We start from the raw sequence: 22,542 nt of genomic DNA on the forward strand, positions 1-22,542 counted from the left end.
CTATTACATGAACATCATTGCAAATAACGGCCCGAGCAAACATGTCAAAATCGCTGTTAATGTCATTGTTACCGATCCAATAACACCTTCATGTTCATTATTTTTCATTGCTCTCATGACACCCATAATATGAGAAGCACATCCAAATCCGATACCTTTACCAACTGAGTTTGTAACGCGGCTCCATTTTAATAAAAGCGGGCCAGTAATCGTTCCGGTAATACCTGCAATAACAACGAAGGCTGCTGTTAATGACGGTACACCACCAACTTGCTCTGAAACACTCATCGCAACTGGCATTGTCACTGATTTTGGTAAAGAAGATAAAATTAAGCTTTTATCTGTTCCCATAAGTGAGGCAATAGCAAAGTCACTTGCAATGGCAACTGTTGTACCTACTAGTACCCCGCCGGCAATTGGTACAACATATTTTTGCAGAACGTGACGTTGTTTATAAAGAGGAATTGCAAATGCTACAACACCAGGTCCGAGCAGCTTCGCAATCCAGCCACCACCACTTTCCATATAATGTTGATACGGTATATCAAGCACGATAAATAAGAAAGCCATTAATCCTGTTGCTACAAGCATTGGAATGGTGAATGGTGTTGGAAATAATTTATAGATTTTTTTAGATAATTGATATAATAGCACCGTAAAAAGAACCCAACCGATTCCGATTAACATTTGGCTCATCGCGACTCTCTTTCCTTTCTATTCGCAAGATATTGTCCTGTATGTCCTGCGACAATAATAATTAAAAATGTACTCGCTACAACTGTAATGAAAAGGGAAATTCCTTTACTCATAAAAAAAGCACCGTAATTCATTAGGCCAAGCGTTGGCGGAATTAATAAAAACGGCATAATAGCAACGAGTGTTTCTGCTCCTAAATCGAACCATTTCACTGGAAGAACTTTTAGGCTAAGTAAAACAAGTAAGAGGAACATTCCAATCAAACTTCCTGGAATCGGAATATTTAACATTTCTTGCACCCAAGTTCCAACCATATAAAAAACGTAAAGAGCAGCAATTTGGACAAGAATCTTTGTAAATTTCATGTTCATCATCCCTCTTGTTTATACGATCTTCTCTTAATATCTTTATCATAGTATAAATTGTAAAAAGCTGCAATTTATCAACTTGACAGCAAAAAACGACTATGTTATACGCTTACAACCTTGATATGACTACATTTCTAAAAGGAAATTAAGTCAAAAACCTTGACCTAATATAAGAAGTTTTTATTTTCTGAATTTTAAAGGTTATTATTTCAATAAAATAATCTTTTTATCCTTAAGCTTACATATATATAAAGTGAAACTTTAATCAGTGGTGGGTTCTTTATCCCCACTGATTATCAGCCCTCACCAATCGGACTTTAATGGGCAGCCCGAACCCACCTAAATTCTTTGCTTTCGCTGAATTTTGAGGTGGGGGTCTTACTGCCCATTAAAGTGGGATAAACAAGATAGGTGGTGAACATATGCCCAAAAAAGTTCTCATTTTTTGTGATCCTGGCATTGATGATACGATGGCTCTCCTCTTAGCATTCTTTATCGATGAAATAGAAATCGTCGGCATTGTTGCTGATTACGGCAATGTTCCAAAAGAGATGGCCGTACAAAATGCTCATTTTCTTAAGAATGAAACAATGGATAGAAATATTAAGATATTCGGTGGGTCAGAGCGTCCACTTACTGGTGCCCCACCTGCTTTTTTTACCGATGTACACGGAAAACAAGGGCTCGGGCCAATTATTCCAAAAGGGAATGTAACTAACGGGGAAATGGAGAATTTTTTCGAAGTTATTCCTCTTATTGAACAGTATAAAGATGAATTAATCATTGTAAGTTTAGGAAGACTTACCTCCCTCGCAATTTTATTTATCGTATGTAAACAGTTAATGAAGCAAATTAAATCTTACTACGTAATGGGCGGTGCCTTTTTACACCCGGGTAATGTTACTCCTATTTCTGAAGCAAACTTTTATGGTGATCCTGCTGCCGCTAATATAGTCCTTCAATCCTCACCTAACATGTACATCTATCCATTAAACGTCACCCAATATTCCATCATTACATCAGAAATGGCTGAATATATTGAAGCAAAAGGAAAAGCCCCACTCGTCAAACCTTTATTCGATCATTATTACTACGGCTATTATAAAAATGCTCTACCACATTTAAAGGGTAGCCCCTTCCATGACACAATGCCAATACTCGCTTTACTTGATAACTCTATGTTTACGTATCACAAATCACCTATCGTTGTCATGACCGAATCTTATGCACAAGGGGCAAGCATTGGGGAATTCCGCTCTTTAGAAGAATCTAAACCATTTATTAATCGGCCGATTCATCAAATCGCAATTGATTTTGATTATAACCGCTTCTTTAAACATTTCATGTCACTTATGACGGATGAGCAATTTTAACATAAAAAAACAGACCGTGATTTCTCACGGTCTGTCGTTATGTTCTACAATTATCGTTTGATGTTGTAGAAAGATTTGATACCATCGTAAACAGCGATTTCGCCTAGTTCGTCTTCGATGCGTAATAATTGGTTGTACTTAGCAATACGGTCAGTACGGCTCATAGAACCAGTTTTGATTTGGCCAGCGTTAGTTGCAACTGCGATGTCAGCGATTGTAGCATCTTCAGTTTCACCAGAACGGTGAGATACAACTGCTGTGTAACCAGCACGTTTAGCCATTTCGATAGCTTCGAAAGTCTCAGTTAAAGTACCGATTTGGTTAACTTTAATTAAGATTGAGTTAGAGATACCTTTTTCGATACCTTCAGCAAGTTTTTGAGTGTTAGTTACGAATAAATCGTCACCAACTAATTGTACTTTATCACCGATACGCTCAGTTAATAATTTGTGACCATCCCAGTCGTTTTCGTCTAAACCATCTTCGATAGAGATGATTGGGAAGTCTTTGCAAAGCTCTTCGTAGAAATCAACCATTTCTGCAGAAGTTAAGCCAGTACGGCCTTCGCCTGCAAGGTCATATTTACCAGTTTCTTTGTTGTAGAACTCAGAAGAAGCAACGTCCATTCCTAAGAATACGTTCTCGCCAGCTTTGTAACCAGCTTTTTCGATAGCTTCGATGATTACTTCTAATGCTTCACGGTTAGAACCAAGGTTTGGAGCGAATCCACCTTCGTCACCTACTGCAGTGTTAAGACCTTTGTCATGTAATACAGCTTTAAGTGCATGGAATACTTCAGCACCCATACGGATTGATTCTTTGAATGTTGGAGCACCAACTGGTAAGATCATGAACTCTTGGAAGTCTACGTTATTATCAGCGTGAGAACCACCGTTGATGATGTTCATCATTGGAGTTGGTAATTGTTTTGCATTGAATCCACCAAGGTAACGGTATAATGGAAGACCTACGAAGTCAGCTGCTGCGTGAGCTACTGCCATAGATACACCAAGGATAGCGTTAGCGCCTAGTTTACCTTTGTTTGGAGTGCCATCTAATTCGATCATAGCACGGTCGATACCAGCTTGGTCAGTTACGTCGAAACCAACGATTTCTGGAGCGATTGCTTCGTTAACGTTGTTTACTGCGTTCATAACACCTTTACCTAGGTAACGAGATTTGTCACCGTCACGTAATTCTACTGCTTCGTGCTCACCAGTAGATGCACCACTTGGTACGATAGCGCGTCCGAAAGCGCCGCTTTCTGTGTAAACTTCTACTTCTACAGTTGGGTTACCACGAGAGTCAAGGACTTCGCGAGCATAAACATCAATAATTGTTGACATAATAAATTCTCTCCTTTTTATATAAGCAAATTATTTAATAATTGTTTTACCTGTCATTTCTTTCGGCTGCTCAACACCAAGAAGTGTAAGCATAGTTGGAGCGATATCACCTAAGATACCATCTTCACGTAATTCTACGTCGTTCTTAGTAACAATGAAAGGAACCGGGTTAGTTGTATGAGCTGTCATTGGCTCTCCTTCAGAAGTTAATTCTTCATCCGCATTACCATGGTCAGCAGTAATAAGTGCTACACCATCTTTTGCAAGAATCGCTTCTACAACTTTTCCTAAACATTCGTCAGTTGCTTCTACTGCTTTAATTGTTGGTTCCATCATCCCAGAATGGCCAACCATATCACAGTTCGCAAAGTTAAGAATGATAACATCGTGTTTATCATTTTCGATTTCATTTACTAAAGCGTCCGTTACTTCGTAAATGCTCATTTCAGGTTTCAAGTCATACGTTGCAACCTTCGGTGAGTTAATTAAGATACGCTCTTCTCCTGGGAATTCAGCCTCACGACCACCGCTAAAGAAGAATGTAACGTGCGGATACTTTTCAGTTTCCGCGATGCGAAGTTGCTTTAATCCCGCTTGCGCAACAACTTCACCTAAAGTGTTATCAAGGTTCATTGGCTTGAATGCCACGTAACCATCTACTGTTTCACTAAAGTGTGTCATACATACGAATTCTGGAATGTGAGGTACTTTTTCACCACGATCGAACTCACGGAAGTCTTCGTTTGTAAATACACGAGCAATTTGAATTGCACGGTCTGGACGGAAGTTATAGAAGATAACTGCATCATCATCATTGATTGTTGCAACTGGCGTGTTATCTTCGTTAACAATTACAGACGGCAATACGAATTCATCGTAGATACCATTTGCATAAGAGTCTTCTACACACTCTTCTGCTGATTTATAAGTAGGGCCTTCACCATTCACCATAGCACGGTAACATTTTTCTACGCGATCCCAACGCTTGTCACGGTCCATGGAGTAATAACGACCAGAGATAGTCGCGAATTGTCCTACTCCTGTTTCTTTAATTACTTCATTTGTTGCATCGATATAGCTTTGTGCTGTTTTTGGTCCAACATCGCGGCCATCTAAGAATGCATGAATGTATACTTTCTCAACGCCTTCTTTAGCTGCTAAGCGAAGAAGAGCAAACATGTGGTTCATGTGACTGTGCACACCACCGTCAGAAAGTAAACCGAATAAATGAAGTGCAGTACCTTTTTCTTTTACGCTTTTAATTGCACTTTGGAACGTTTCGTTCTTGTCGAACTCACCTTCACGGATTGCAACGTTTACGCGTGTTAAGCTTTGATATACAATGCGGCCAGCACCGATATTTAAGTGACCAACCTCAGAGTTACCCATTTGACCTTCTGGAAGACCTACTGCCTCACCACAAGCTGTAAGCGTTGTGTGAGGGAATTTGTTCCAGTAACCATCAAAATTAGGTTTCTTAGCTTGTGCTACAGCATTCCCGTAAGTTTCTTCACGAAGTCCGAAACCGTCAAGAATGATTAAAGCTGTTGGCTTTCTCATTTTACCGCCCCCAGAAGACCTAAGAACGAAGCAGGCTCTAAGCTAGCACCGCCAACTAAAGCGCCGTCGATGTCAGATTGTGCCATGTACTCTTTAATGTTTTCTGGTTTTACGCTACCGCCGTATTGAATACGAACAGCTTCTGCAGCAGCTGGAGAAACAGCTTCTGCAACAACTTTACGGATGTGCGCACATACTTCGTTTGCATCTGCAGAAGAAGAAGATTTACCTGTACCGATAGCCCAGATTGGCTCATAAGCGATAACAGTTGCTTTAACTTGCTCTTCAGTTAAACCTGCAAGTGCTTTTGTCACTTGACCTGCTACTAGATCAAATGTTTTTCCGCTTTCGCGCTCTTCTAAAGTCTCACCACAACATACGATTGGTGTTAAACCATGTTCAAATGCTGCGATAGTCTTTTTGTTTACTGACTCATCTGTTTCAGCAAACATTTCACGACGCTCAGAGTGGCCAAGTACTACGTAGCCTACTTTTAAGTCGCTAAGTGCTACTGGGCTAATTTCGCCAGTGAATGCACCATTTTTTTCGAAGTGCATGTTTTGTGCACCTACTTGTAAATCAGTTCCTTCAGTCGCTGCTACAAGGCGCTCTAAGAATAGAGCTGGAGAGCAAACTACTGCATCAACAGCTGAAGCTGCTGGGATTTGACCTTTAACTTCCTCTACGAAGCTAACTGCCTCAGATAGAGTTTTATTCATTTTCCAGTTACCTGCGATAATTGGTTTACGCATGCTTTGCACCGTCCTTTTTCTTTGGCTGCTACTTATTTGTCGTTAAGACAAACTACACCTGGAAGCTCTTTACCTTCCATGAATTCTAATGACGCACCGCCGCCAGTAGAAATGTGGCTCATTTTATCAGCCATACCGAATTTTTCAACAGCTGCTGCAGAGTCACCACCGCCGATAACAGAGTATGTACCTTCTGCATCTGCTAATGCTTGTCCTACTGCTTTTGTACCTTCTGCGAATGGAGTCATTTCGAATACACCCATTGGTCCATTCCATACAACAAGCTTAGAGTTTTTAATTACATCTGCATAAATTTCACGTGTTTTAGGACCGATGTCCACGCCTTCCCAGTTAGAAGGGATAGAATCGATATTAACGATTTTAGTTGTTGCAGTTTCAGAGAATTCCTCAGTGATTACAACATCAACTGGCATGTAGAAGTTTACGCCTTTTTCTTTTGCAAGTTGCATAAATTCTTTAGCTAGTTCAATCTTGTCGTCTTCACATAGAGATAGACCAATTTCATGACCTAAAGCTTTAACGAATGTGTAAGCAAGTCCGCCACCGATGATTAAGTTATCTACTTTGTCTAATAGATGACGAATTACACCGATTTTATCTTTTACTTTCGCACCACCGATGATAGCTGTGAATGGACGTTCTGGGTTAGAAAGTGCTTTACCTAATACTTCTAACTCTTTTTCCATTAATAGACCAGATACTGCTGGTAGGTAGTCTGCGATTCCTGCTGTAGAAGCATGAGCACGGTGAGCTGCACCGAATGCATCGTTTACGAAGATGTCAGCAAGAGCTGCAAATTCTTTCGCAAGTTCTGCATCGTTCTTTTCTTCGCCCGCATAGAAACGTACGTTTTCAAGAACTAATACGTCGCCTTCGTTCATTGCTGCAACCATTTCTTGTGCAACTGGTCCGAATGCTTCGTCTGCTTTTTTAACGTCTTTACCAAGAAGCTCGCCTAAACGTGCTGCTACTGGAGTTAAACGCATTTCTTCTACTACTTGACCTTTTGGACGGCCTAAGTGGCTTGCTAAAATAACTTTCGCACCTTGCTCTACTAAATATTGAATTGTAGGAAGAGCTGCACGGATACGAGTTTCATCTGTAATTTTGCCTTCTTTCATAGGTACGTTGAAATCAACGCGGCAAAATACACGCTTACCTTTTAAATCTACGTCACGAATTGATTTTTTGTTCATTGGATTTCCCTCCGACTACTAGTTAGGATTGACAAAACCCACTCAAAAGCTTAACACATTTGCTTTTAAAACGAAAGAAGAGAGAGAGGGAACAAACCCTCTCCCTCGTTTTGTCATTGATAGCTTATATAATTAAGAATTAAAGACCTTTAGAAGTCATGTAAGCTGCTAAGTCTACTACGCGGTTAGAGTAACCAGTTTCGTTATCGTACCAAGAAAGTACTTTAACCATGTTACCTTCCATTACCATTGTAGATAATGCATCGATTGTAGAAGAAGCTGTACATCCGTTATAGTCGATAGATACTAATGGCTCTTCGCTGTATCCAAGGATACCTTTTAATTCGCCTTCAGCTGCTGCTTTGAATGCTGCATTTACTTCTTCAACTGTTACTTCTTTGTCAAGTTCAACAACTAGATCAACTAGAGAAACGTTAGCAGTTGGAACACGTACAGCGCCACCGTTTAATTTACCTTTAAGTTCTGGTAATACTAATGCTACAGCTTTAGCTGCACCAGTAGATGTTGGGATCATGTTTTCAGCTGCTGCACGAGCACGACGTAAATCTTTGTGTGGTAAGTCTAAGATTTGTTGGTCGTTAGTGTAAGAGTGAATTGTTGTCATCATTCCGCGTTTTACGCCGAATTTTTCGTTTAATACTTTAGCGAATGGAGCTAGACAGTTTGTAGTACAAGAAGCATTAGATACTACGTTGTGGTTAGCTGCATCGTATTGTTCGTGGTTAACACCCATAACTACAGTGATATCTTCGTCAGAAGCTGGAGCTGAGATGATAACTTTCTTAACTGATCCACCTAAGTGTTTTTCAGCGTCTGATTTTTTAGTGAAACGGCCAGTAGATTCTACTACTACTTCTACTCCGTAGTCGCTCCATGGTAATTGAGCTGGGTCACGCTCAGCGATAACTTTAATTTCTTTACCGTTAACAACGATGCTGTTTTCGTTAGCAGATACTTCTGCATTTAAAGTTCCGTGAACTGTGTCATATTTTAAAAGGTGAGCTAATGTTTTAGCATCTGTTAAGTCGTTGATTGCTACTACTTCTACCTCAGAGTTGTTAAGAGCTGCGCGGAATACGTTACGTCCGATACGTCCAAATCCATTAATACCAATTTTAGTCATTTGAATTTCCTCCTTGGGGGATTATATTAAAGGGTAATACCCTTTGTTAACTGTTTTGCTGCACCTTCATCTGTAATTAGAATTGAAGTGTGCCCTTGTTTAATTACAGCCTGTATTGCCTTTGCCTTTGAAGAACCTCCAGCGACTGCAACAACGTGAGATACATTTTGTAAATCCTCTAGTTGCATACCAACTGTTCTTACTTTATGAACAACATTTCCTTGTTCATTAAAGTAGTAACCGAAAGCTTCGCCAACTGCTTCGCTTGCCTGAATCTTTAACCAATCTGCTTCCGAAGTATTTCTGCGACGTGCCATTGTTAACGCATCACCTATTCCATGAATGACGATATTGGAAGATCGAATCAACTCAAGAACTTCTTTCACGGAAGGCTCTGTCACAATAGACGCATATGCTTCGCTGCTAACATGATCTGGAACATACAATAAGCGATAATTACTCATCGTATTTTGCGCCATTTTGGCACAAATGGTATTGGCTTCTAACTCGACGCCTTCTCCAATTCCACCACGTGCTGGGACAAATAGCATATGTAAATCTTTGCAATCAAGCTGCATCATGTCCGCAACAGCAGCTAGCGTAGTTCCTCCAGCCACAGCAACGATATTATTCGCTGTCAGACGGTCTTTTATACAAGTCACACAAGCACGGCCCATCTCCAGTTTGACCCAAGGTGATTCATCACTATCACCAGGGACAACGAAAACTTCATCCAAGTCTAATGTTTCCTTAAGTTGCTTTTCTAAAACCTTTAACCCGGAAATTTCTTTCATAAAGTCTTCCAAAGCAAGAACTAAAGCTGTTCCTTCTTCTGTCAATGTCATTCCAGAAGAAGCGACGTGAACTAAGTTTTGTTCTTTCAAAACTTGAACTTCACTTCGCAATACTCGTTCTGTCATACCGAGACTTGCTGATAAGTTTCTTCTTCCAATTGGCTGCATAAGCCTAATGTATTGAAGAATTTGCATTCTCGTTTGCATAACAGGTAGCAGATCAGGTAATAATTTTTTTGTGTTCTGAATCCATGAGCGCATATCTTTTCTCCTCACTACATCGGTTCATTTTCCCTCGTGGTCACTTTACGTCCCGTAGTGACATTTTGTGTCCCACATAGGTTAAAAAAATAATCCCTGCTACGTGTATTATTGTAACAGGAGATAGAAACTTATTCAACTCTTAACTGCATTCTTTATATAGTTTATTATGACACCTTTGTGAATGTTACCATATTCTACTTGTTTTCCGTCTATTTCTACAACCGGAATCATTAGATGATATTTTTCTAAAAGGTCATTATCTTCATATATATTTATTTCCTCAATTTGAAAAGAATATTCACATTGTACTTCCTGTAAAACTTGTTTCGCCTTCACGCAAAGGCCACAATCTTTTTTTGTATACAGTACAACTTTCATCTTCTTCACCTATCCGATTGTTTTTCGTAATGACGACGCTGGAATGTGCATTTGCTCTCTATACTTCGCCACTGTTCTTCGAGAAATAACGATTTCATGCTCTTCTTCTAATAATTTTGAAATCTTTTGATCTGAAAGTGGCTTTTTCTTATTCTCTGCCTCAACAAGCGTTTGAATAAATTGTTTTACGCGCTTTGTAGAAACTGCTTCATCTTCAGTAGTCGAAACGGCATTACTAAAGAACGATTTCATCTCAAATAAACCGTGTGGTGTTTGCACATATTTATTTCGCGTTGCACGACTAATTGTCGATTCATGCACGCTTAACTCTTCTGCTACTTCTTTTAAAGCAAGTGGCTTTAAATACTCCGGACCTTTCCAGAAGAAATCACGTTGTTTTTCCATAATAATGGTCATCACTTGCAGAAGAGTTTGTTTTCTCTGTTTTAAACTACGCATAATCCACTGCACATGTTGATACTTTTCTGATACGTAAGATGCCACTTCACTTTCACTATTATTGAGAAGCGCACTATATTCAGAATGAATTTCAATTCTTGGCATATTTCTCTCATTCATTTGTAAAACGAGACGATCACCATCTTTTTTCACCGCCATATCAGGCACAATATAAAGTGGTTTATCAGAAGAAAACGCAAGACCTGGTTTTGGTTGTAATGACGTTATACAATTTACAGCACTCTGTAATTCCTCATTACTACACTTCAACACTTGAACGAGCTTTCGCCAATCTTTCTTCACGAAATAAGCAAAGTGATCCTCTATAACCTCTTCCGCTAATCCATTCCGCCTTTGTAAGCGCTTCAATTGCAAGGTTAGACATTCCTGAATATTACGCGCCCCTACCCCTGCTGGCTCAAGTGATTGGACAAGCTCTACAGAGCGGTCGACTACATGAATCGGTGCGGAAAGGAGGCTTGCTAACTCTTCGTTCGTTTCTTGTAAATACCCATTTCCATCCATGTTCATAATAATGAAAGAAGCTACTTTTCGCTCTTCTTCCTCTATTTTATAATACTGTATTTGATTTAATAAATGTTGCTGAATCGTTGTAGAATCCACACTGTAGATTTCCATCTGATTCTCGACTTGTTTGCTGGTACTTTTACTGTTGTTAGAGCTCTTTTTCTTCTCCCTCTCAAAACCACCTAACTCAATAAGGGGATTCTCTAACGATTGCTCATACAAAAACTCCGATAATTCTTGTACATTATACTGGAGCATTGTAATCGCTTGCCTTAACTCTTGTGTCATTGCCAAACGTAAGCTTTGTTCTTGTAAAAGACTTGCCTTCAAACTAATCTCCCCCTTGTTTCTATTGTACAATAAGTTTGGTAAAAGGAGAATGCTATCACAGACACCCATTCCAAAATATTATTAATTTATATGTATTAATGAGATTTACAACTTACAACCGAAATTTGAATAATATTGAAAGAAAATAATAGTGCAATAAAATTATTACCACATACTAATAGTAAATCTTATTACTTGATATAACAAGAGGGAATAAAAAAGTCCTAACCTACAAAACGTAAGTTAGGACTTTTTGACGCGCCCAGAGGGATTCGAACCCCCGGCAGACGTGGTACCGGAAACCACCGCTCTATCCGACTGAGCTATGGGCGCATGATTATAAAAAACACTTCATTTTCTTCTCATAATAATAGCAATAAAATCCATCTAAATCAATAAAAATATCCCCATAATCCTTTATACACCTTAGTTATGATTACATCAACAAAGCAACATCCCCTAAAATTTCCAATCATAAATTCACCCCAACTCACAAATTATAACCTTTGAATTGATATTCCAAAGGGGGCTTCATTCAATGACTGTAATTACGAAATTAAAGCAAACTGTTTCTGGATTAAAAAGTGCACAAGCTAGCTTAGAGGGATTCGCTCTTGATACGGATAACCAACAAGCTAAGCAACTTTTCCAAACAGCTGCGCAGCAAACACAAACAATTATCGATTCTTTAAACCCACGTGTTGAAGAAGTCCAACAAGAAGAACCACAATACTCACAGCAATAACGTTTCATGCTGTGAAATAGAAAAAGGGTGATATGCAGTCATCCTTTTTCTATCACATTACATATTGCAATAGAAATGGAATGATGATTATGCGAAAGATTGGACTCATTACCGCGTTATTTATACTTCTATTTAGTTCTTTTACCGGTTGTGATCACAGCCCATTAGATAAAAAGGTAAAAAAAGAAGAAGCAAAACGAACGGAGAAAGAGAAAGGTCCCAAATTAACAAAGACGAGTACGGAATCCTTTAATCAATCTATATCACAGGGAGCGAAGGAAAGAGCTCTCGCTATGGATGAAATTATAAAAAGTACAGCAGTGAATTCCAATTTAGATCTCTACATAGCAGTTAAGCCTGAGCATCATGAACGATTTGGGTTAAAACCTTTACGCAAGAAACTTCAAAAGCAACTAAGTGATGAATATCCCACTTTCGATGTTCGTGTTAGTACCGACAAAAAAATCTTTATGTTACTCGAAAAGCTCGAAAACAGAATCAAGAAAAAAGAAATATCTAAAGATGAAATCAAAAAACAGTTAAAACTTATCGGATCAGAAATGGAATCTAACACTTAACGCTTTCGAATAGAAAAGGAAGGATTTAAATGTCTAGTAAAGATAAAAACTTAACCCCTGTACAACAGGAATATAAAAAATTTGAGCAAGAACGCGAACCGAAGCGTCCTGTCTTAAAAAACTGTATAAAAGCCTTTTTCGTTGGTGGTTTCATTTGCCTAATTGGGCAACTCATTTCTACTTTTTATATTACGTATTTCGATTTCACTGAACGTTCAGCAGGAAATCCAACAGTCGCAACTCTTATTTTCATCTCAATGTTACTAACTGGATTCGGCGTATATGATCGTCTCGGTCAATTTGCAGGTGCTGGGACAGCTGTACCTGTCACTGGATTTGGTAACTCTGTTATCGCCGCATGTATCGAACACCGGACGGAAGGATTTGTCCTTGGCGTTGGCGGTAACATGTTTAAATTAGCTGGTTCTGTTATTTTATTTGGTGTATTTTCGGCTTTCGTCATCGCACTTATTAAAACGATTCTCGTTCAATGGGGAGGGCTATAAATGTTACAAGGACACCGAACGTGGGTATTTGAAAACAAACCAGTTATCATTTCAACTGGAGTCGTTGGCGGACCGTTTGAAGCAAAAGGGAAAATCCCAGAAGACTTCGATATCCTTCATGAAGATTTATGGCTCGGACAAGATTCCTATGAAAAAGCACATAAAATTTTGTTCGAAGAAGCTTGTAGCCGCGCCACTGAAAAAGCAGAACTTCGTAAAGATGATATTCAATTTGTACTCGCAGGGGATTTAATTAATCAAATCACCCCTACAAGCTTTGCTTGCCGTACACTGGGCACTCCTTATCTCGGACTATTCGGCGCTTGTTCTACTTCTATGGAAGGTTTAGCACTTGGGGCGAGTATCGTAAATGCAAAAGGCGCAAAATATTTATTAACGGGGGCATCAAGTCATAACACCGCTGTAGAAAAACAGTTCCGCTACCCTACCGAATATGGTGGACAAAAGCCACCTACTGCGCAGTGGACAGTAACTGGAGCAGGAGCCGCTATTTTAAGCGATACTGGACACGGCCCTAGGGTAACGTCCGCAACAATCGGAAAAGTGGTTGATATGGGATTAACAGATCCGTTTAATATGGGAGGCGCAATGGCTCCAGCTGCCGTTGATACAATTGAGGCCCACTTACGTGAACGTCAAATTGACGCCTCTTACTACGATTTAATCGTAACCGGTGACCTCGGGCATGTCGGTCGCGAAATTGCTTATGACTTATTACATAAACACGGAACGAAAGTAACGAGCGAACAGTTTCAAGATTGCGGGCTACTCATTTATAGAGAAGGGCAACCTGTCATAGCTGGGGCTAGTGGACCAGGATGTTCCGCAACAGTCGTGTACGGTCATTTATTAAACCGAATGAAAAGAGGAGAGTTCAAAAAAATACTTGTCGTTGCGACAGGCGCTTTACTATCTCCACTTACATTCCAACAAGAAGAAACGATTCCGTGCATCGCTCACGCCGTTTCAATTGAATTCGGAGGTGCAACGCAATGATTTTTTTCTGGGCTTTCGTCATTGGCGGACTCATATGTGTAATCGGCCAACTTATGTTTGATGTCGGCAAGCTAACACCCGCTCATACAATGGCAACACTCGTTGTTGCTGGAGCTATATTAGATGGATTCAATTTGTATGAACCATTAATCGACTTCGCTGGAGCTGGGGCAACCGTACCTATTACAAGCTTTGGTAATGCCCTCGTTCACGGCGCAATGGAAGAAGCTGCAAAACATGGCATCGTTGGCGTTATTACCGGCATGTTTAAAGTAACAAGCGCCGGTGTATCCGCAGCTATTATTTTTGGATTCATCGGAGCATTGCTATTCAAACCGAAAGGATAAGGTGTTCGTATGACAGTTATCGCTAGCGTCAAAACCTGCCTTGCTAGTGTAAGGGGCGCTCAAGCAAGTTTAAGCTCCCTCTCACTAAATTCACAGGACGCAGAATCAAAACGTGTATTTCATGAATGTATGTTAGAAATGGACAGCATCATCGCTGATTTACAAAATAGAGTTTCAGTATTAGAACGTGAAGAACCTCAATATAAAGGGTTTTAAGTAGACTGGAGGAAATGACTATGTCTCACCTGCCGGAATGGACACTTGTCATTCTTCGCTCTGTATTCATATTAATTATTTTATTCGCTATTACGAAATGGTTAGGGAAAAGACAAATCTCTCAGCTCTCCTTTTTTGAATACATAGCCGGAATGACAATCGGTGACATCGCTGCCCAAGTATCTACAGGGCTCGATTCAAAATTTTTTCACGGCGTCTTTGCGATACTCATTTTCGCTGTGGTACCTTTTTTAACAGGAATCCTCTCTTTAAAGAACAAAACAGCTCGAGATTTTTTTGAAGGAAAGTCTACCGTATTAATAAAAGACGGAAAGATACTCGAAGATAACTTGAAGAAAGAAAAATATACAAGTGACGAATTACTGGAACTTCTCCGTGGAAAAGATGCTTTCAGCGTAGCTGATGTTGAATTTGCTGTACTAGAACCGAGCGGAGAATTAAATGTATTATTAAAGAAAGATCGCCAACCACTCACAGCAAAAGACATCGGTTTAAAAGTGCCGAATGAAAAAGAACCACAAACTGTTATTATGGATGGCAATGTCTTAGATGAACCGCTATCCGCAAGTGGACATAACCGCGCTTGGCTACATGCTGAACTAGAAAAGCTCGGTGTTGTTATCGAAAATGTCTTTCTCGGTCAAGTTGATTCATACGGACAACTGACTATCGACATTTATAATGACAAACTACAAATGCCTTCTCCTCAAAACAAACCTTTATTATTAGCATCATTAAAAAAATGTCATGCTGATCTTGAACTATTTTCCCTAGAAACAAAGTCGAAATCAGCAAGCGAAATGTATAGTAAAAACGCGAAACAAATCGAAAAGATTTTAAATAAAGTAACCTATCTTTTAAAAGAATAGATATCGAAAGAACGCTTCAGTCAAAAGGCGTTCTTTTCTTTTTTTCTACAGTTTTTATAACGTTTAAATTTATGTAATTCGGTTATGATGTTGAAGATACATAAGCAGGGAATTCCAAAAACATAGCGAATATTTCATGGTACAACTACATATTTTTTTGATTTAAAGTGGTTTCGTTTGACCTTTATTGACCATAATTGTATTATAAGACTAAGAAAGCTTTATAAGGAGGAAATAACAGATGAATTTAATTCCTACAGTAATTGAACAAACAAATCGTGGAGAACGCGCTTACGATATTTACTCTCGACTATTAAAAGACCGCATCATTATGCTTGGTAGCGCAATTGATGACAACGTAGCTAACTCAATCGTTTCCCAGCTTTTATTCTTGGAATCTCAAGATCCAGAAAAAGATATTCACATCTACATCAACAGCCCTGGTGGTTCTATCACAGCAGGTATGGCAATTTACGATACAATGCAGTTTATTAAACCGCAAGTATCAACAATCTGTATCGGTATGGCTGCATCTATGGGTGCATTCTTACTTGCAGCAGGTGAAAAAGGAAAACGTTATGCACTTCCAAACAGTGAAGTAATGATTCACCAACCACTTGGTGGAGCACAAGGTCAAGCGACTGAAATCGAAATCGCTGCTAAACGTATCCTATTCTTACGTGAAAAACTAAACCAAATTCTTGCTGACCGCACAGGTCAACCACTTGAAGTATTACAACGCGACACAGACCGCGACAACTTCATGACAGCAGAAAAAGCTTTAGAATACGGTTTAATCGATAAGATTTTTACAAATCGTTAATAGATATTTAAAGCGAAAGCGGCTCGTTTAGCTCTGATTGGCTAAGATTCTTTCGCATAAAAGGCGCTTTTTGCCTTCTTATGCGGAAGGTTCTTAGACACGAAGAGCTAGCCGCTGGAGCTGGATAGATTAAAAGCGGAAGCGCCCTATAACAGGGCGCTTTTTTTATATACTGTTCTCCGCCCGCATACCCCACCTAGTATCAACCGAAATATATCAGCGATTTTTCAAATATATCGACCGTAACTCCAATTATATCGGCGATTATTTTAATATATCGACGTTTCGACACAACTTATCGACTTACCGACAATTCTCGACAAGCACGCACATCCCACATACCTCCACCAACAAGCCCCAAACAACAAAAAAAGCTATCGCACATGCGCGATAGCTTTTTATTGTACATATGCAGCTAATGCTTCTAAAGCTTCTTCTGCATCTGAACCTTCTGTTGTAATTGTTATCATGCTACCAGTACCAATTGCTAAGCTCATAATCCCCATTATGCTCTTTGCATTTACTGTCTTCCCATCTTTCTCGATGAAGATATCTGCATGAAAGCGATTGGCCTCTTGTACAAACAACGCAGCCGGACGTGCTTGTAAACCGTTTTTTAATGAAACCTGAACTCTTTTTTGAACCACAGCTCCATTTCCCCTTTAACCTTTTATTTTTTTGCTACCGTTTCTCCCGCGCGTAATTTCTCTGCAATATCATCGATTTTACGCAAACGATGATTAATACCCGATTTACTAATTTTCCCCCCGGATACCATCTCACCTAACTCTTTCAATGTTACATCTTGATAATCTCTTCGTAATTGCGCAATTTCTCGTAGTTTATCCGGCAATATATCAAGGCCAACCGTCTCATCAATATAGCGGATATTTTCAATCTGCCTTAGCGCTGCACCAATTGTTTTATTTAAATTAGCTGTTTCGCAGTTCACTAAACGATTTACAGAATTACGCATATCACGTACAATTCGAATGTCTTCAAATCTTAAAAGTGCATTATGAGCACCTATAATATTTAAAAACTCTGTAATCTTTTCTGCTTCTTTCAAATACGTAATGTACCCTTTTCTTCTTTCCAACGTCTTACTATTTAAATCAAATCCGTTCATCAGTTCACATATAGCATCATTATGTTCCTTATATAACGAAAAGATCTCTAAATGATAAGATGATGTTTCTGGGTTATTTACTGAACCACCTGCTAAAAATGCACCGCGTAAATACGATCGTTTACAACATTTCTTCTCAATTAATTCTTGTGATATATTTCGAATAAATGAAAAGTCATCTCGAACGATATGAAGATCAGCTAATATTTCGCGCGACTTCTCAACAAGCCTTACGATATATACATTGTTTTTCTTCAATCGCATTTTTTTACGAACAAGTAATTCTACCGTCACGTCATATCCTTTTTTCAAAAGCGTATAAATCCTTCTTGCAATTGCCGCATTTTCCGTTTGAATATCGATTGATAGACGACGATTTGAAAAAGAAAGCGATCCGTTCATTCGAAGTAACGCTGATAATTCTGCTTTCTCACAGCATTCCTTCATCTCCAGATTCGTCAACTCTTTCTTTGTTTCTGATGCAAATGACACAGTCAACACCTCCTTATACGATTATTGTGGAACAAAAATCTTGTCCTATATGAAATGAGGAGCGTTACCTCAAACGAGGCAACGCACATCTACAACAGTGAATATAAAATAGAAGCTAGTTTTAATGTATCGTGTCTTACAACACGATCATCATACTTCGCTAATTGATCTTGAATCACATTAATATTATTTTCAGTAAAACGCTCTTCATCTACTACAACTGGCGCTGACATTTCTTCCTCATATAACTGACGTAATTCACAAGGAATATCACGGTTATTTACAATTGCAGTATCGATAAATGGTTCACCTAAATGATCATGTAACGCCTGCACATGATCAAACGCAGTATATCCCATCGTTTCACCAGCTTGCGTCATAACATTACACACATATACCTTCTTCGCTTTTGCAGCAAGAACAGCGTCCCCAATTTTGTTAACAACTAAATTCGGTAATATACTCGTATACAAACTTCCTGGACCGAAAACAAGTAAATCAGCTCGTTTAATTTCAGTCAACGTTTCATGTAACGGCTCTACATCTTCTGGAGTTAAAAAGACACGGTTAATCTTCTTTCCGAAATAAGGAATCTTTGATTCACCTGTTACAATTTCTCCATCTTCTAGTTCCGCATGCAGTACTGCACTTTGATTCGCTGCCGGTAATACACGTCCTCTAACATTTAAAACTTTACTCGTTTCTGTAATAGCATGGAAGAAGTCTCCTGTAATCGAGGTCATACCTGCCAATAATAAATTTCCTAACGCATGACCTTTCAGCCCATCTCCCGTTGTGAAACGATGCTGAAATAAAGCTTCCACCAGTGGCTCTACATCTGATAACGCAACAAGTACGTTACGAATGTCACCTGGGGGTGGAATTTCTAGCTCATCACGTAATCTACCTGAACTGCCACCATCATCAGCGATTGTAACAACTGCTGTAATATCAACCGGATATTGTTTTAATCCTCGTAATAAAACAGAAAGTCCCGTTCCGCCTCCCATGATAACAATTTTAGGTTTTCTCTCTTTTTTCATCCCTTAATGACCCTTTCTCTTCTCCACATCACGATGAGATACATGAACGCTATACTCTGGTTTCAAATGTTTCCCAAGGTATTCTGTAAGCGTAACAGAACGATGCTGTCCACCTGTACATCCAATTGCAATTACAAGTTGACTCTTGCCTTCTCTCTTATAATGAGGCAGCATGAAAGTGATAAGATCAGTCAATTTCTCTAAAAACTTATGCGTCTCATTAAATTTCAGCACATACGATGAAACTTCTTCATCTAGTCCTGTTAATGGCTTCATATGTGGAATGTAATATGGATTTGGTAAAAAACGAACATCAAATACTAAATCTGCATCAATTGGAATACCGTACTTAAATCCAAATGACATAACATTTACACGAAATGCTTGCTCAGTTTCAGTTGAAAATAGGTGAACAATTTTTTCACGTAATTCTTTCGGTTTTAAATCAGATGTATCAAGCACAATATTAGCGCGTGCCTTCATATCTGTTAATAGGCTACGCTCTGCTTCAATTCCCTTTAACGGTAAACCAGTTGGTGCAAGTGGATGTGAGCGTCTCGTTTCTTTATAACGAGTTACAAGCGTGCTATCTTTCGCATCTAAGAATAAAATATGAGGAATAATCCATGTACGTTCTGATAAATCATCAAGTGCTTCCCATAAATGTTCGAAAAACTCTCGGCCACGTAAATCAATACCAAGTGCTACTTTATTCATTTTTCCTTTTGAATCCGCCATAAGCTCAATAAACTTCGGCAATAACATCGGTGGTAAATTATCCACACAGAAATATCCTAAATCTTCAAAACTTTGTAAAGCTACTGTCTTTCCAGCTCCAGACATTCCTGTAATAATTACCATTTTTATATCATTATTCTCTGTCATCGTATCCTCTCCTTGACGGTTTAACTCGGATCTAATCGATATGAAAGCAACTCAAAATCTGGGGTATATACAAATGTACCGTAGATTATGCCATTTCCTTTAATTAAATAATCAATAATGTGATAATCTCCTGGTGCCATTGCTAAATCATCAATTTTATCAAATGTATGCCAACCAATGATGCCTTCTTCGCTCTCTAGTTTGTTTTCTCCTGCAAAATCTGTCGCTAAAAAGGAGAACATCATCCATTCAGAAACAACTTTATCACCTTCTTGGATAACAAAGGTGAAGACCCCCTTTAACGCTGGGTTCTTTAAATAAATACCTGTTTCTTCACGATACTCGCGAACAACGGAATCTCTTACAGTCTCACCGCGCTCCATTTTTCCGCCTGGTGCAACCCACCAATTCCGGCGAGGTTTTTGGAGTAAGAGTACTTCATTATCTCTAATTAACACACAGTTTGTCACTCTTTGCATGTTTCTTCACCTCAGCTACTTGCAGCAAATTTCTCACTGCATACTCATTTCATTATACTATCAAAAACAGTTTGCTACAACGAAGGAGCCAGTCCCCTTTCGCTAAGCATACGCTACTCAACAATTTTAAGAAAGCTTTCTATAACAAGCAATGTAAATGCCTGGACTTTCCGTGAATAGCATGAAAAATCCCCTTAACGATTTTTATCGCCAAGGGGACTAAAGCCTTTATTTCTTACCGAAATAAGTAACAATCGCAAATCCTAAAATAAAGGTAATAATTGAACTTATAATTGAAAATCCTCCAGTTGGAATACCAGGGAACACAATTACAATCGAACCGATAACTAGTCCAATAATTGCCGCAAATGTCATACTTTTATATCGATCTAATAAGAAACTAATTCCTTTACTACTTACAACGAACCCTACCATAACGCCAGCACCAATAACTGCGATTAAAGGTAAGTTGAGTGTAGTTAAAGCATTAATTGCTGTCGGATATACACCAATAATTAACAAAATAAATGATCCGCTAATTCCAGGAAGTAACATCGCCATACTAGCCATCCACCCTGCAAAAAATAAGCCAATTGCATTTAAAATTGTTAACGTCGTAATTAGGTCTGCTGTCTTATCTGGTTTAAAGAAAGCTGTAATCGCAACAAGAATTGCTGCAACTATTAATAAAACAATATGCTTACCTTTAAACGACGACTTTGCATCGGCTTCTCTCATTAACATCGGTAATATACTAATAATTAAACCGAGGAAGAAAAATTGAGTCGGTTCATAATGATTTGCAAGTAAATATTTAATAACGTGACTTAACGTTAAAAATGCTGCTGCCACACCAGCTGCAAGGGGAATTAAAAATCCTAAATGTTTTTTCCATTCACGACTAAAGAATCCGCTAATTGCCGCAAGCAATTGTTCATAAATCCCTAACACAACAGCGATTGTACCGCCGCTCACACCAGGAATTAAATCACTAACGCCCATACAAAATCCACGATATATATTACGCCATTCCATACTGAATAAATTCCTCATTTCTTATAGTGATTTTTTCCGTAAAGTCCAGTATATCAATAAGAAAGCTTATAATCCCAATATTTTTTGACAAAACTTTGACATTTTCACACAAAAAAAGAAGAAAGCTCCTATCGGTAGCCTTCTTCTCAAAAGGTATGTTATCCCTTATTTTTCTGATACAGTTTTTAGTTCTTCTAATAATTCTTCTACGTAATGTTGTGCACTTTGTGCTGCAATACTACCATCACCTGTTGCAGTTACAATTTGACGTAGCATTTTCTCGCGAACATCACCTGCTGCGAAAATACCAGGAACTTTCGTTTCCATACGCTCGTTTGTTTCAAGGTAACCATTTTCATTTGTAATACCTAGTTCAACAAATGGTTTTGATAGTGGTAGCATACCGATGTATACGAATACGCCGTCAGTTTTGACTTCTTTCTCTTCTCCACTGTTTACATCTACAAGTGTTACACTTCCTACTTTACCATTTGCTTCGTTAATTTCTTTTATCGTGTGGTTCCAAATGAAGTCTACTTTTTCATTTTGGAAAGCACGATCTTGTAAAATTTTCTGTGCACGAAGCGTGTCACGACGGTGAACGATCGTTACTTTTGATGCGAAACGTGTTAAGAACACACCCTCTTCAACAGCAGAATCTCCGCCGCCAATAACTACAAGTTCTTTACCTTTAAAGAATGCGCCATCACATACCGCACAATATGATACACCGCGGCCGCCAAGTTCTGTTTCACCTGGTACACCAATTTTTTTATACTCTGCACCACTTGCAACGATAATTGCACGTGCTTTATATTCTTTTTTACCAGCAATAATTGTTTTGTATTCTTTACCATCGATGACTTCTTTCACATCACCGTATGCATATTCAGCACCAAATTTCTTCGCATGCTCAAACATTTTATTTGATAAGTCTGGTCCTAAAATGGACTCATAACCTGGGTAGTTTTCTACATCTTCTGTATTTGCCATTTGTCCGCCTGGAATACCACGCTCAAGCATTAATGTGCTTAAATTCGCACGAGATGTATATACTGCAGCTGTCATACCAGCTGGTCCTGCACCAATAATAATGACATCATAAATTTTTTCTTCCGACACACTATTCACTCCTATCCATTCCTACA

26 protein-coding genes and 1 tRNA gene are annotated in these 22,542 nt (G+C 38.9%); 9 read left to right on the forward strand and 18 right to left on the reverse strand.

What is annotated here, in order from left to right; genetic code table 11:
* Positions 1–3: 3 nt before the first annotated feature.
* Both AC0NJG_RS10535 and AC0NJG_RS10540 read right to left on the reverse strand, forming a co-directional pair.
* Complete coding sequence (locus tag AC0NJG_RS10535; RefSeq protein ID WP_029440954.1) at positions 4–696, reverse strand: LrgB family protein; 693 nt, start codon at positions 694–696, stop codon at positions 4–6.
* Positions 693–1,061 (reverse strand): CidA/LrgA family holin-like protein, encoded by a 369-nt coding sequence (locus AC0NJG_RS10540; RefSeq protein ID WP_000673222.1) that lies wholly within the window; start codon positions 1,059–1,061, stop codon positions 693–695. Before AC0NJG_RS10540 ends, AC0NJG_RS10535 begins: the two co-directional genes overlap by 4 nt.
* A gap of 425 nt (positions 1,062–1,486) precedes the next feature.
* Here AC0NJG_RS10540 and AC0NJG_RS10545 point away from each other — a divergent pair, with 425 nt between their 5' ends.
* Positions 1,487–2,437, forward strand: coding sequence for a nucleoside hydrolase (locus AC0NJG_RS10545; RefSeq protein WP_474063029.1), 951 nt, complete (start codon positions 1,487–1,489; stop codon positions 2,435–2,437).
* A 50-nt stretch (positions 2,438–2,487) separates the two neighbouring features.
* On the opposite strand, the gene eno is transcribed toward AC0NJG_RS10545, so the two are convergent.
* The 9 genes from eno to AC0NJG_RS10590 form a co-directional block, all read right to left on the reverse strand.
* Positions 2,488–3,783 (reverse strand): phosphopyruvate hydratase, encoded by a 1,296-nt coding sequence (eno, locus tag AC0NJG_RS10550; RefSeq protein WP_000103949.1) that lies wholly within the window; start codon positions 3,781–3,783, stop codon positions 2,488–2,490.
* 30 nt (positions 3,784–3,813) lie between these two features.
* The gene (gene gpmI / locus AC0NJG_RS10555; RefSeq protein WP_001231152.1) at positions 3,814–5,343 is read right to left on the reverse strand and encodes a 2,3-bisphosphoglycerate-independent phosphoglycerate mutase; all 1,530 of its coding nucleotides are present in this window, start codon (positions 5,341–5,343) and stop codon (positions 3,814–3,816) included.
* Positions 5,340–6,095, reverse strand: coding sequence for a triose-phosphate isomerase (gene tpiA / locus AC0NJG_RS10560; protein WP_001231037.1), 756 nt, complete (start codon positions 6,093–6,095; stop codon positions 5,340–5,342). Before tpiA ends, gpmI begins: the two co-directional genes overlap by 4 nt.
* 32 nt (positions 6,096–6,127) lie before the next feature.
* Positions 6,128–7,312 carry a phosphoglycerate kinase gene (locus AC0NJG_RS10565; protein ID WP_087955081.1) on the reverse strand — a complete coding sequence of 395 codons (1,185 nt, stop codon included), beginning with the start codon at positions 7,310–7,312 and terminating at the stop codon, positions 6,128–6,130.
* A 139-nt stretch (positions 7,313–7,451) separates the two neighbouring features.
* Positions 7,452–8,456, reverse strand: a complete 1,005-nt coding sequence (gene gap, locus AC0NJG_RS10570; RefSeq protein ID WP_000161236.1) for a type I glyceraldehyde-3-phosphate dehydrogenase — start codon at positions 8,454–8,456, stop codon at positions 7,452–7,454.
* A 26-nt stretch (positions 8,457–8,482) separates the two neighbouring features.
* Entirely contained in the window at positions 8,483–9,511 is a 1,029-nt protein-coding gene (gene cggR / locus AC0NJG_RS10575) for a gapA transcriptional regulator CggR (protein WP_001258187.1), read from the reverse strand.
* 135 nt (positions 9,512–9,646) lie between these two features.
* On the reverse strand, positions 9,647–9,892 hold the full coding sequence (locus AC0NJG_RS10580; RefSeq protein WP_143881662.1) for a glutaredoxin family protein: 246 nt from the start codon (positions 9,890–9,892) through the stop codon (positions 9,647–9,649).
* A gap of 9 nt (positions 9,893–9,901) precedes the next feature.
* Complete coding sequence (gene rpoN, locus AC0NJG_RS10585) at positions 9,902–11,209, reverse strand: RNA polymerase factor sigma-54 (protein ID WP_087955082.1); 1,308 nt, start codon at positions 11,207–11,209, stop codon at positions 9,902–9,904.
* 257 nt (positions 11,210–11,466) lie between these two features.
* Positions 11,467–11,542: transfer RNA gene (locus tag AC0NJG_RS10590), tRNA-Arg, on the reverse strand.
* A 205-nt stretch (positions 11,543–11,747) separates the two neighbouring features.
* Between AC0NJG_RS10590 and AC0NJG_RS10595 the strand changes: the two genes are divergently transcribed.
* The 8 genes from AC0NJG_RS10595 to clpP all read left to right on the forward strand — a co-directional run bounded on the left by AC0NJG_RS10595 (position 11,748) and on the right by clpP (position 16,331).
* Positions 11,748–11,954: a DUF1657 domain-containing protein gene (locus tag AC0NJG_RS10595; protein ID WP_000216166.1), complete on the forward strand. Its 207-nt coding sequence runs from the start codon at positions 11,748–11,750 to the stop codon at positions 11,952–11,954.
* 89 nt (positions 11,955–12,043) lie between these two features.
* The gene (locus AC0NJG_RS10600; protein WP_087955083.1) at positions 12,044–12,532 is read left to right on the forward strand and encodes a YhcN/YlaJ family sporulation lipoprotein; all 489 of its coding nucleotides are present in this window, start codon (positions 12,044–12,046) and stop codon (positions 12,530–12,532) included.
* A 29-nt stretch (positions 12,533–12,561) separates the two neighbouring features.
* On the forward strand, positions 12,562–13,038 hold the full coding sequence (spoVAC, locus tag AC0NJG_RS10605; RefSeq protein ID WP_016099831.1) for a stage V sporulation protein AC: 477 nt from the start codon (positions 12,562–12,564) through the stop codon (positions 13,036–13,038).
* On the forward strand, positions 13,039–14,055 hold the full coding sequence (gene spoVAD, locus AC0NJG_RS10610) for a stage V sporulation protein AD (protein WP_000938952.1): 1,017 nt from the start codon (positions 13,039–13,041) through the stop codon (positions 14,053–14,055). It begins immediately after the preceding gene.
* Positions 14,052–14,402 carry a stage V sporulation protein AE gene (gene spoVAE / locus AC0NJG_RS10615; protein WP_000575919.1) on the forward strand — a complete coding sequence of 117 codons (351 nt, stop codon included), beginning with the start codon at positions 14,052–14,054 and terminating at the stop codon, positions 14,400–14,402. The genes spoVAD and spoVAE overlap by 4 nt, the downstream gene beginning before the upstream one ends.
* A 9-nt stretch (positions 14,403–14,411) precedes the next feature.
* The gene (locus AC0NJG_RS10620; RefSeq protein WP_002167398.1) at positions 14,412–14,618 is read left to right on the forward strand and encodes a DUF1657 domain-containing protein; all 207 of its coding nucleotides are present in this window, start codon (positions 14,412–14,414) and stop codon (positions 14,616–14,618) included.
* A 20-nt stretch (positions 14,619–14,638) separates the two neighbouring features.
* Positions 14,639–15,508 (forward strand): DUF421 domain-containing protein, encoded by an 870-nt coding sequence (locus AC0NJG_RS10625; protein WP_000018910.1) that lies wholly within the window; start codon positions 14,639–14,641, stop codon positions 15,506–15,508.
* A gap of 241 nt (positions 15,509–15,749) precedes the next feature.
* Positions 15,750–16,331, forward strand: coding sequence for an ATP-dependent Clp endopeptidase proteolytic subunit ClpP (clpP, locus tag AC0NJG_RS10630; RefSeq protein WP_001049162.1), 582 nt, complete (start codon positions 15,750–15,752; stop codon positions 16,329–16,331).
* A gap of 398 nt (positions 16,332–16,729) precedes the next feature.
* Here clpP and AC0NJG_RS10635 read toward each other — a convergent pair whose 3' ends face one another.
* The 7 genes from AC0NJG_RS10635 to trxB form a co-directional block, all read right to left on the reverse strand.
* Complete coding sequence (locus AC0NJG_RS10635) at positions 16,730–16,978, reverse strand: HPr family phosphocarrier protein (protein ID WP_000250307.1); 249 nt, start codon at positions 16,976–16,978, stop codon at positions 16,730–16,732.
* A gap of 23 nt (positions 16,979–17,001) precedes the next feature.
* On the reverse strand, positions 17,002–17,952 hold the full coding sequence (gene whiA / locus AC0NJG_RS10640) for a DNA-binding protein WhiA (RefSeq protein ID WP_000006561.1): 951 nt from the start codon (positions 17,950–17,952) through the stop codon (positions 17,002–17,004).
* Positions 17,953–18,041: 89 nt separating this feature from the next.
* Positions 18,042–18,995 (reverse strand): gluconeogenesis factor YvcK family protein, encoded by a 954-nt coding sequence (locus AC0NJG_RS10645; RefSeq protein WP_000712175.1) that lies wholly within the window; start codon positions 18,993–18,995, stop codon positions 18,042–18,044.
* Positions 18,996–18,998: 3 nt separating this feature from the next.
* On the reverse strand, positions 18,999–19,880 hold the full coding sequence (gene rapZ / locus AC0NJG_RS10650; protein ID WP_087955086.1) for an RNase adapter RapZ: 882 nt from the start codon (positions 19,878–19,880) through the stop codon (positions 18,999–19,001).
* 20 nt (positions 19,881–19,900) lie between these two features.
* Positions 19,901–20,359 carry an NUDIX hydrolase gene (locus tag AC0NJG_RS10655; protein ID WP_001190080.1) on the reverse strand — a complete coding sequence of 153 codons (459 nt, stop codon included), beginning with the start codon at positions 20,357–20,359 and terminating at the stop codon, positions 19,901–19,903.
* A 228-nt stretch (positions 20,360–20,587) separates the two neighbouring features.
* Positions 20,588–21,394 carry a DUF368 domain-containing protein gene (locus AC0NJG_RS10660; protein ID WP_308900777.1) on the reverse strand — a complete coding sequence of 269 codons (807 nt, stop codon included), beginning with the start codon at positions 21,392–21,394 and terminating at the stop codon, positions 20,588–20,590.
* A gap of 165 nt (positions 21,395–21,559) precedes the next feature.
* Positions 21,560–22,516 (reverse strand): thioredoxin-disulfide reductase, encoded by a 957-nt coding sequence (gene trxB, locus AC0NJG_RS10665; protein WP_001288072.1) that lies wholly within the window; start codon positions 22,514–22,516, stop codon positions 21,560–21,562.
* Between the last annotated feature and the right edge of the window lie 26 nt (positions 22,517–22,542).

It is taken from the genome of Bacillus sp. SSR7 (genome assembly GCF_055902415.1).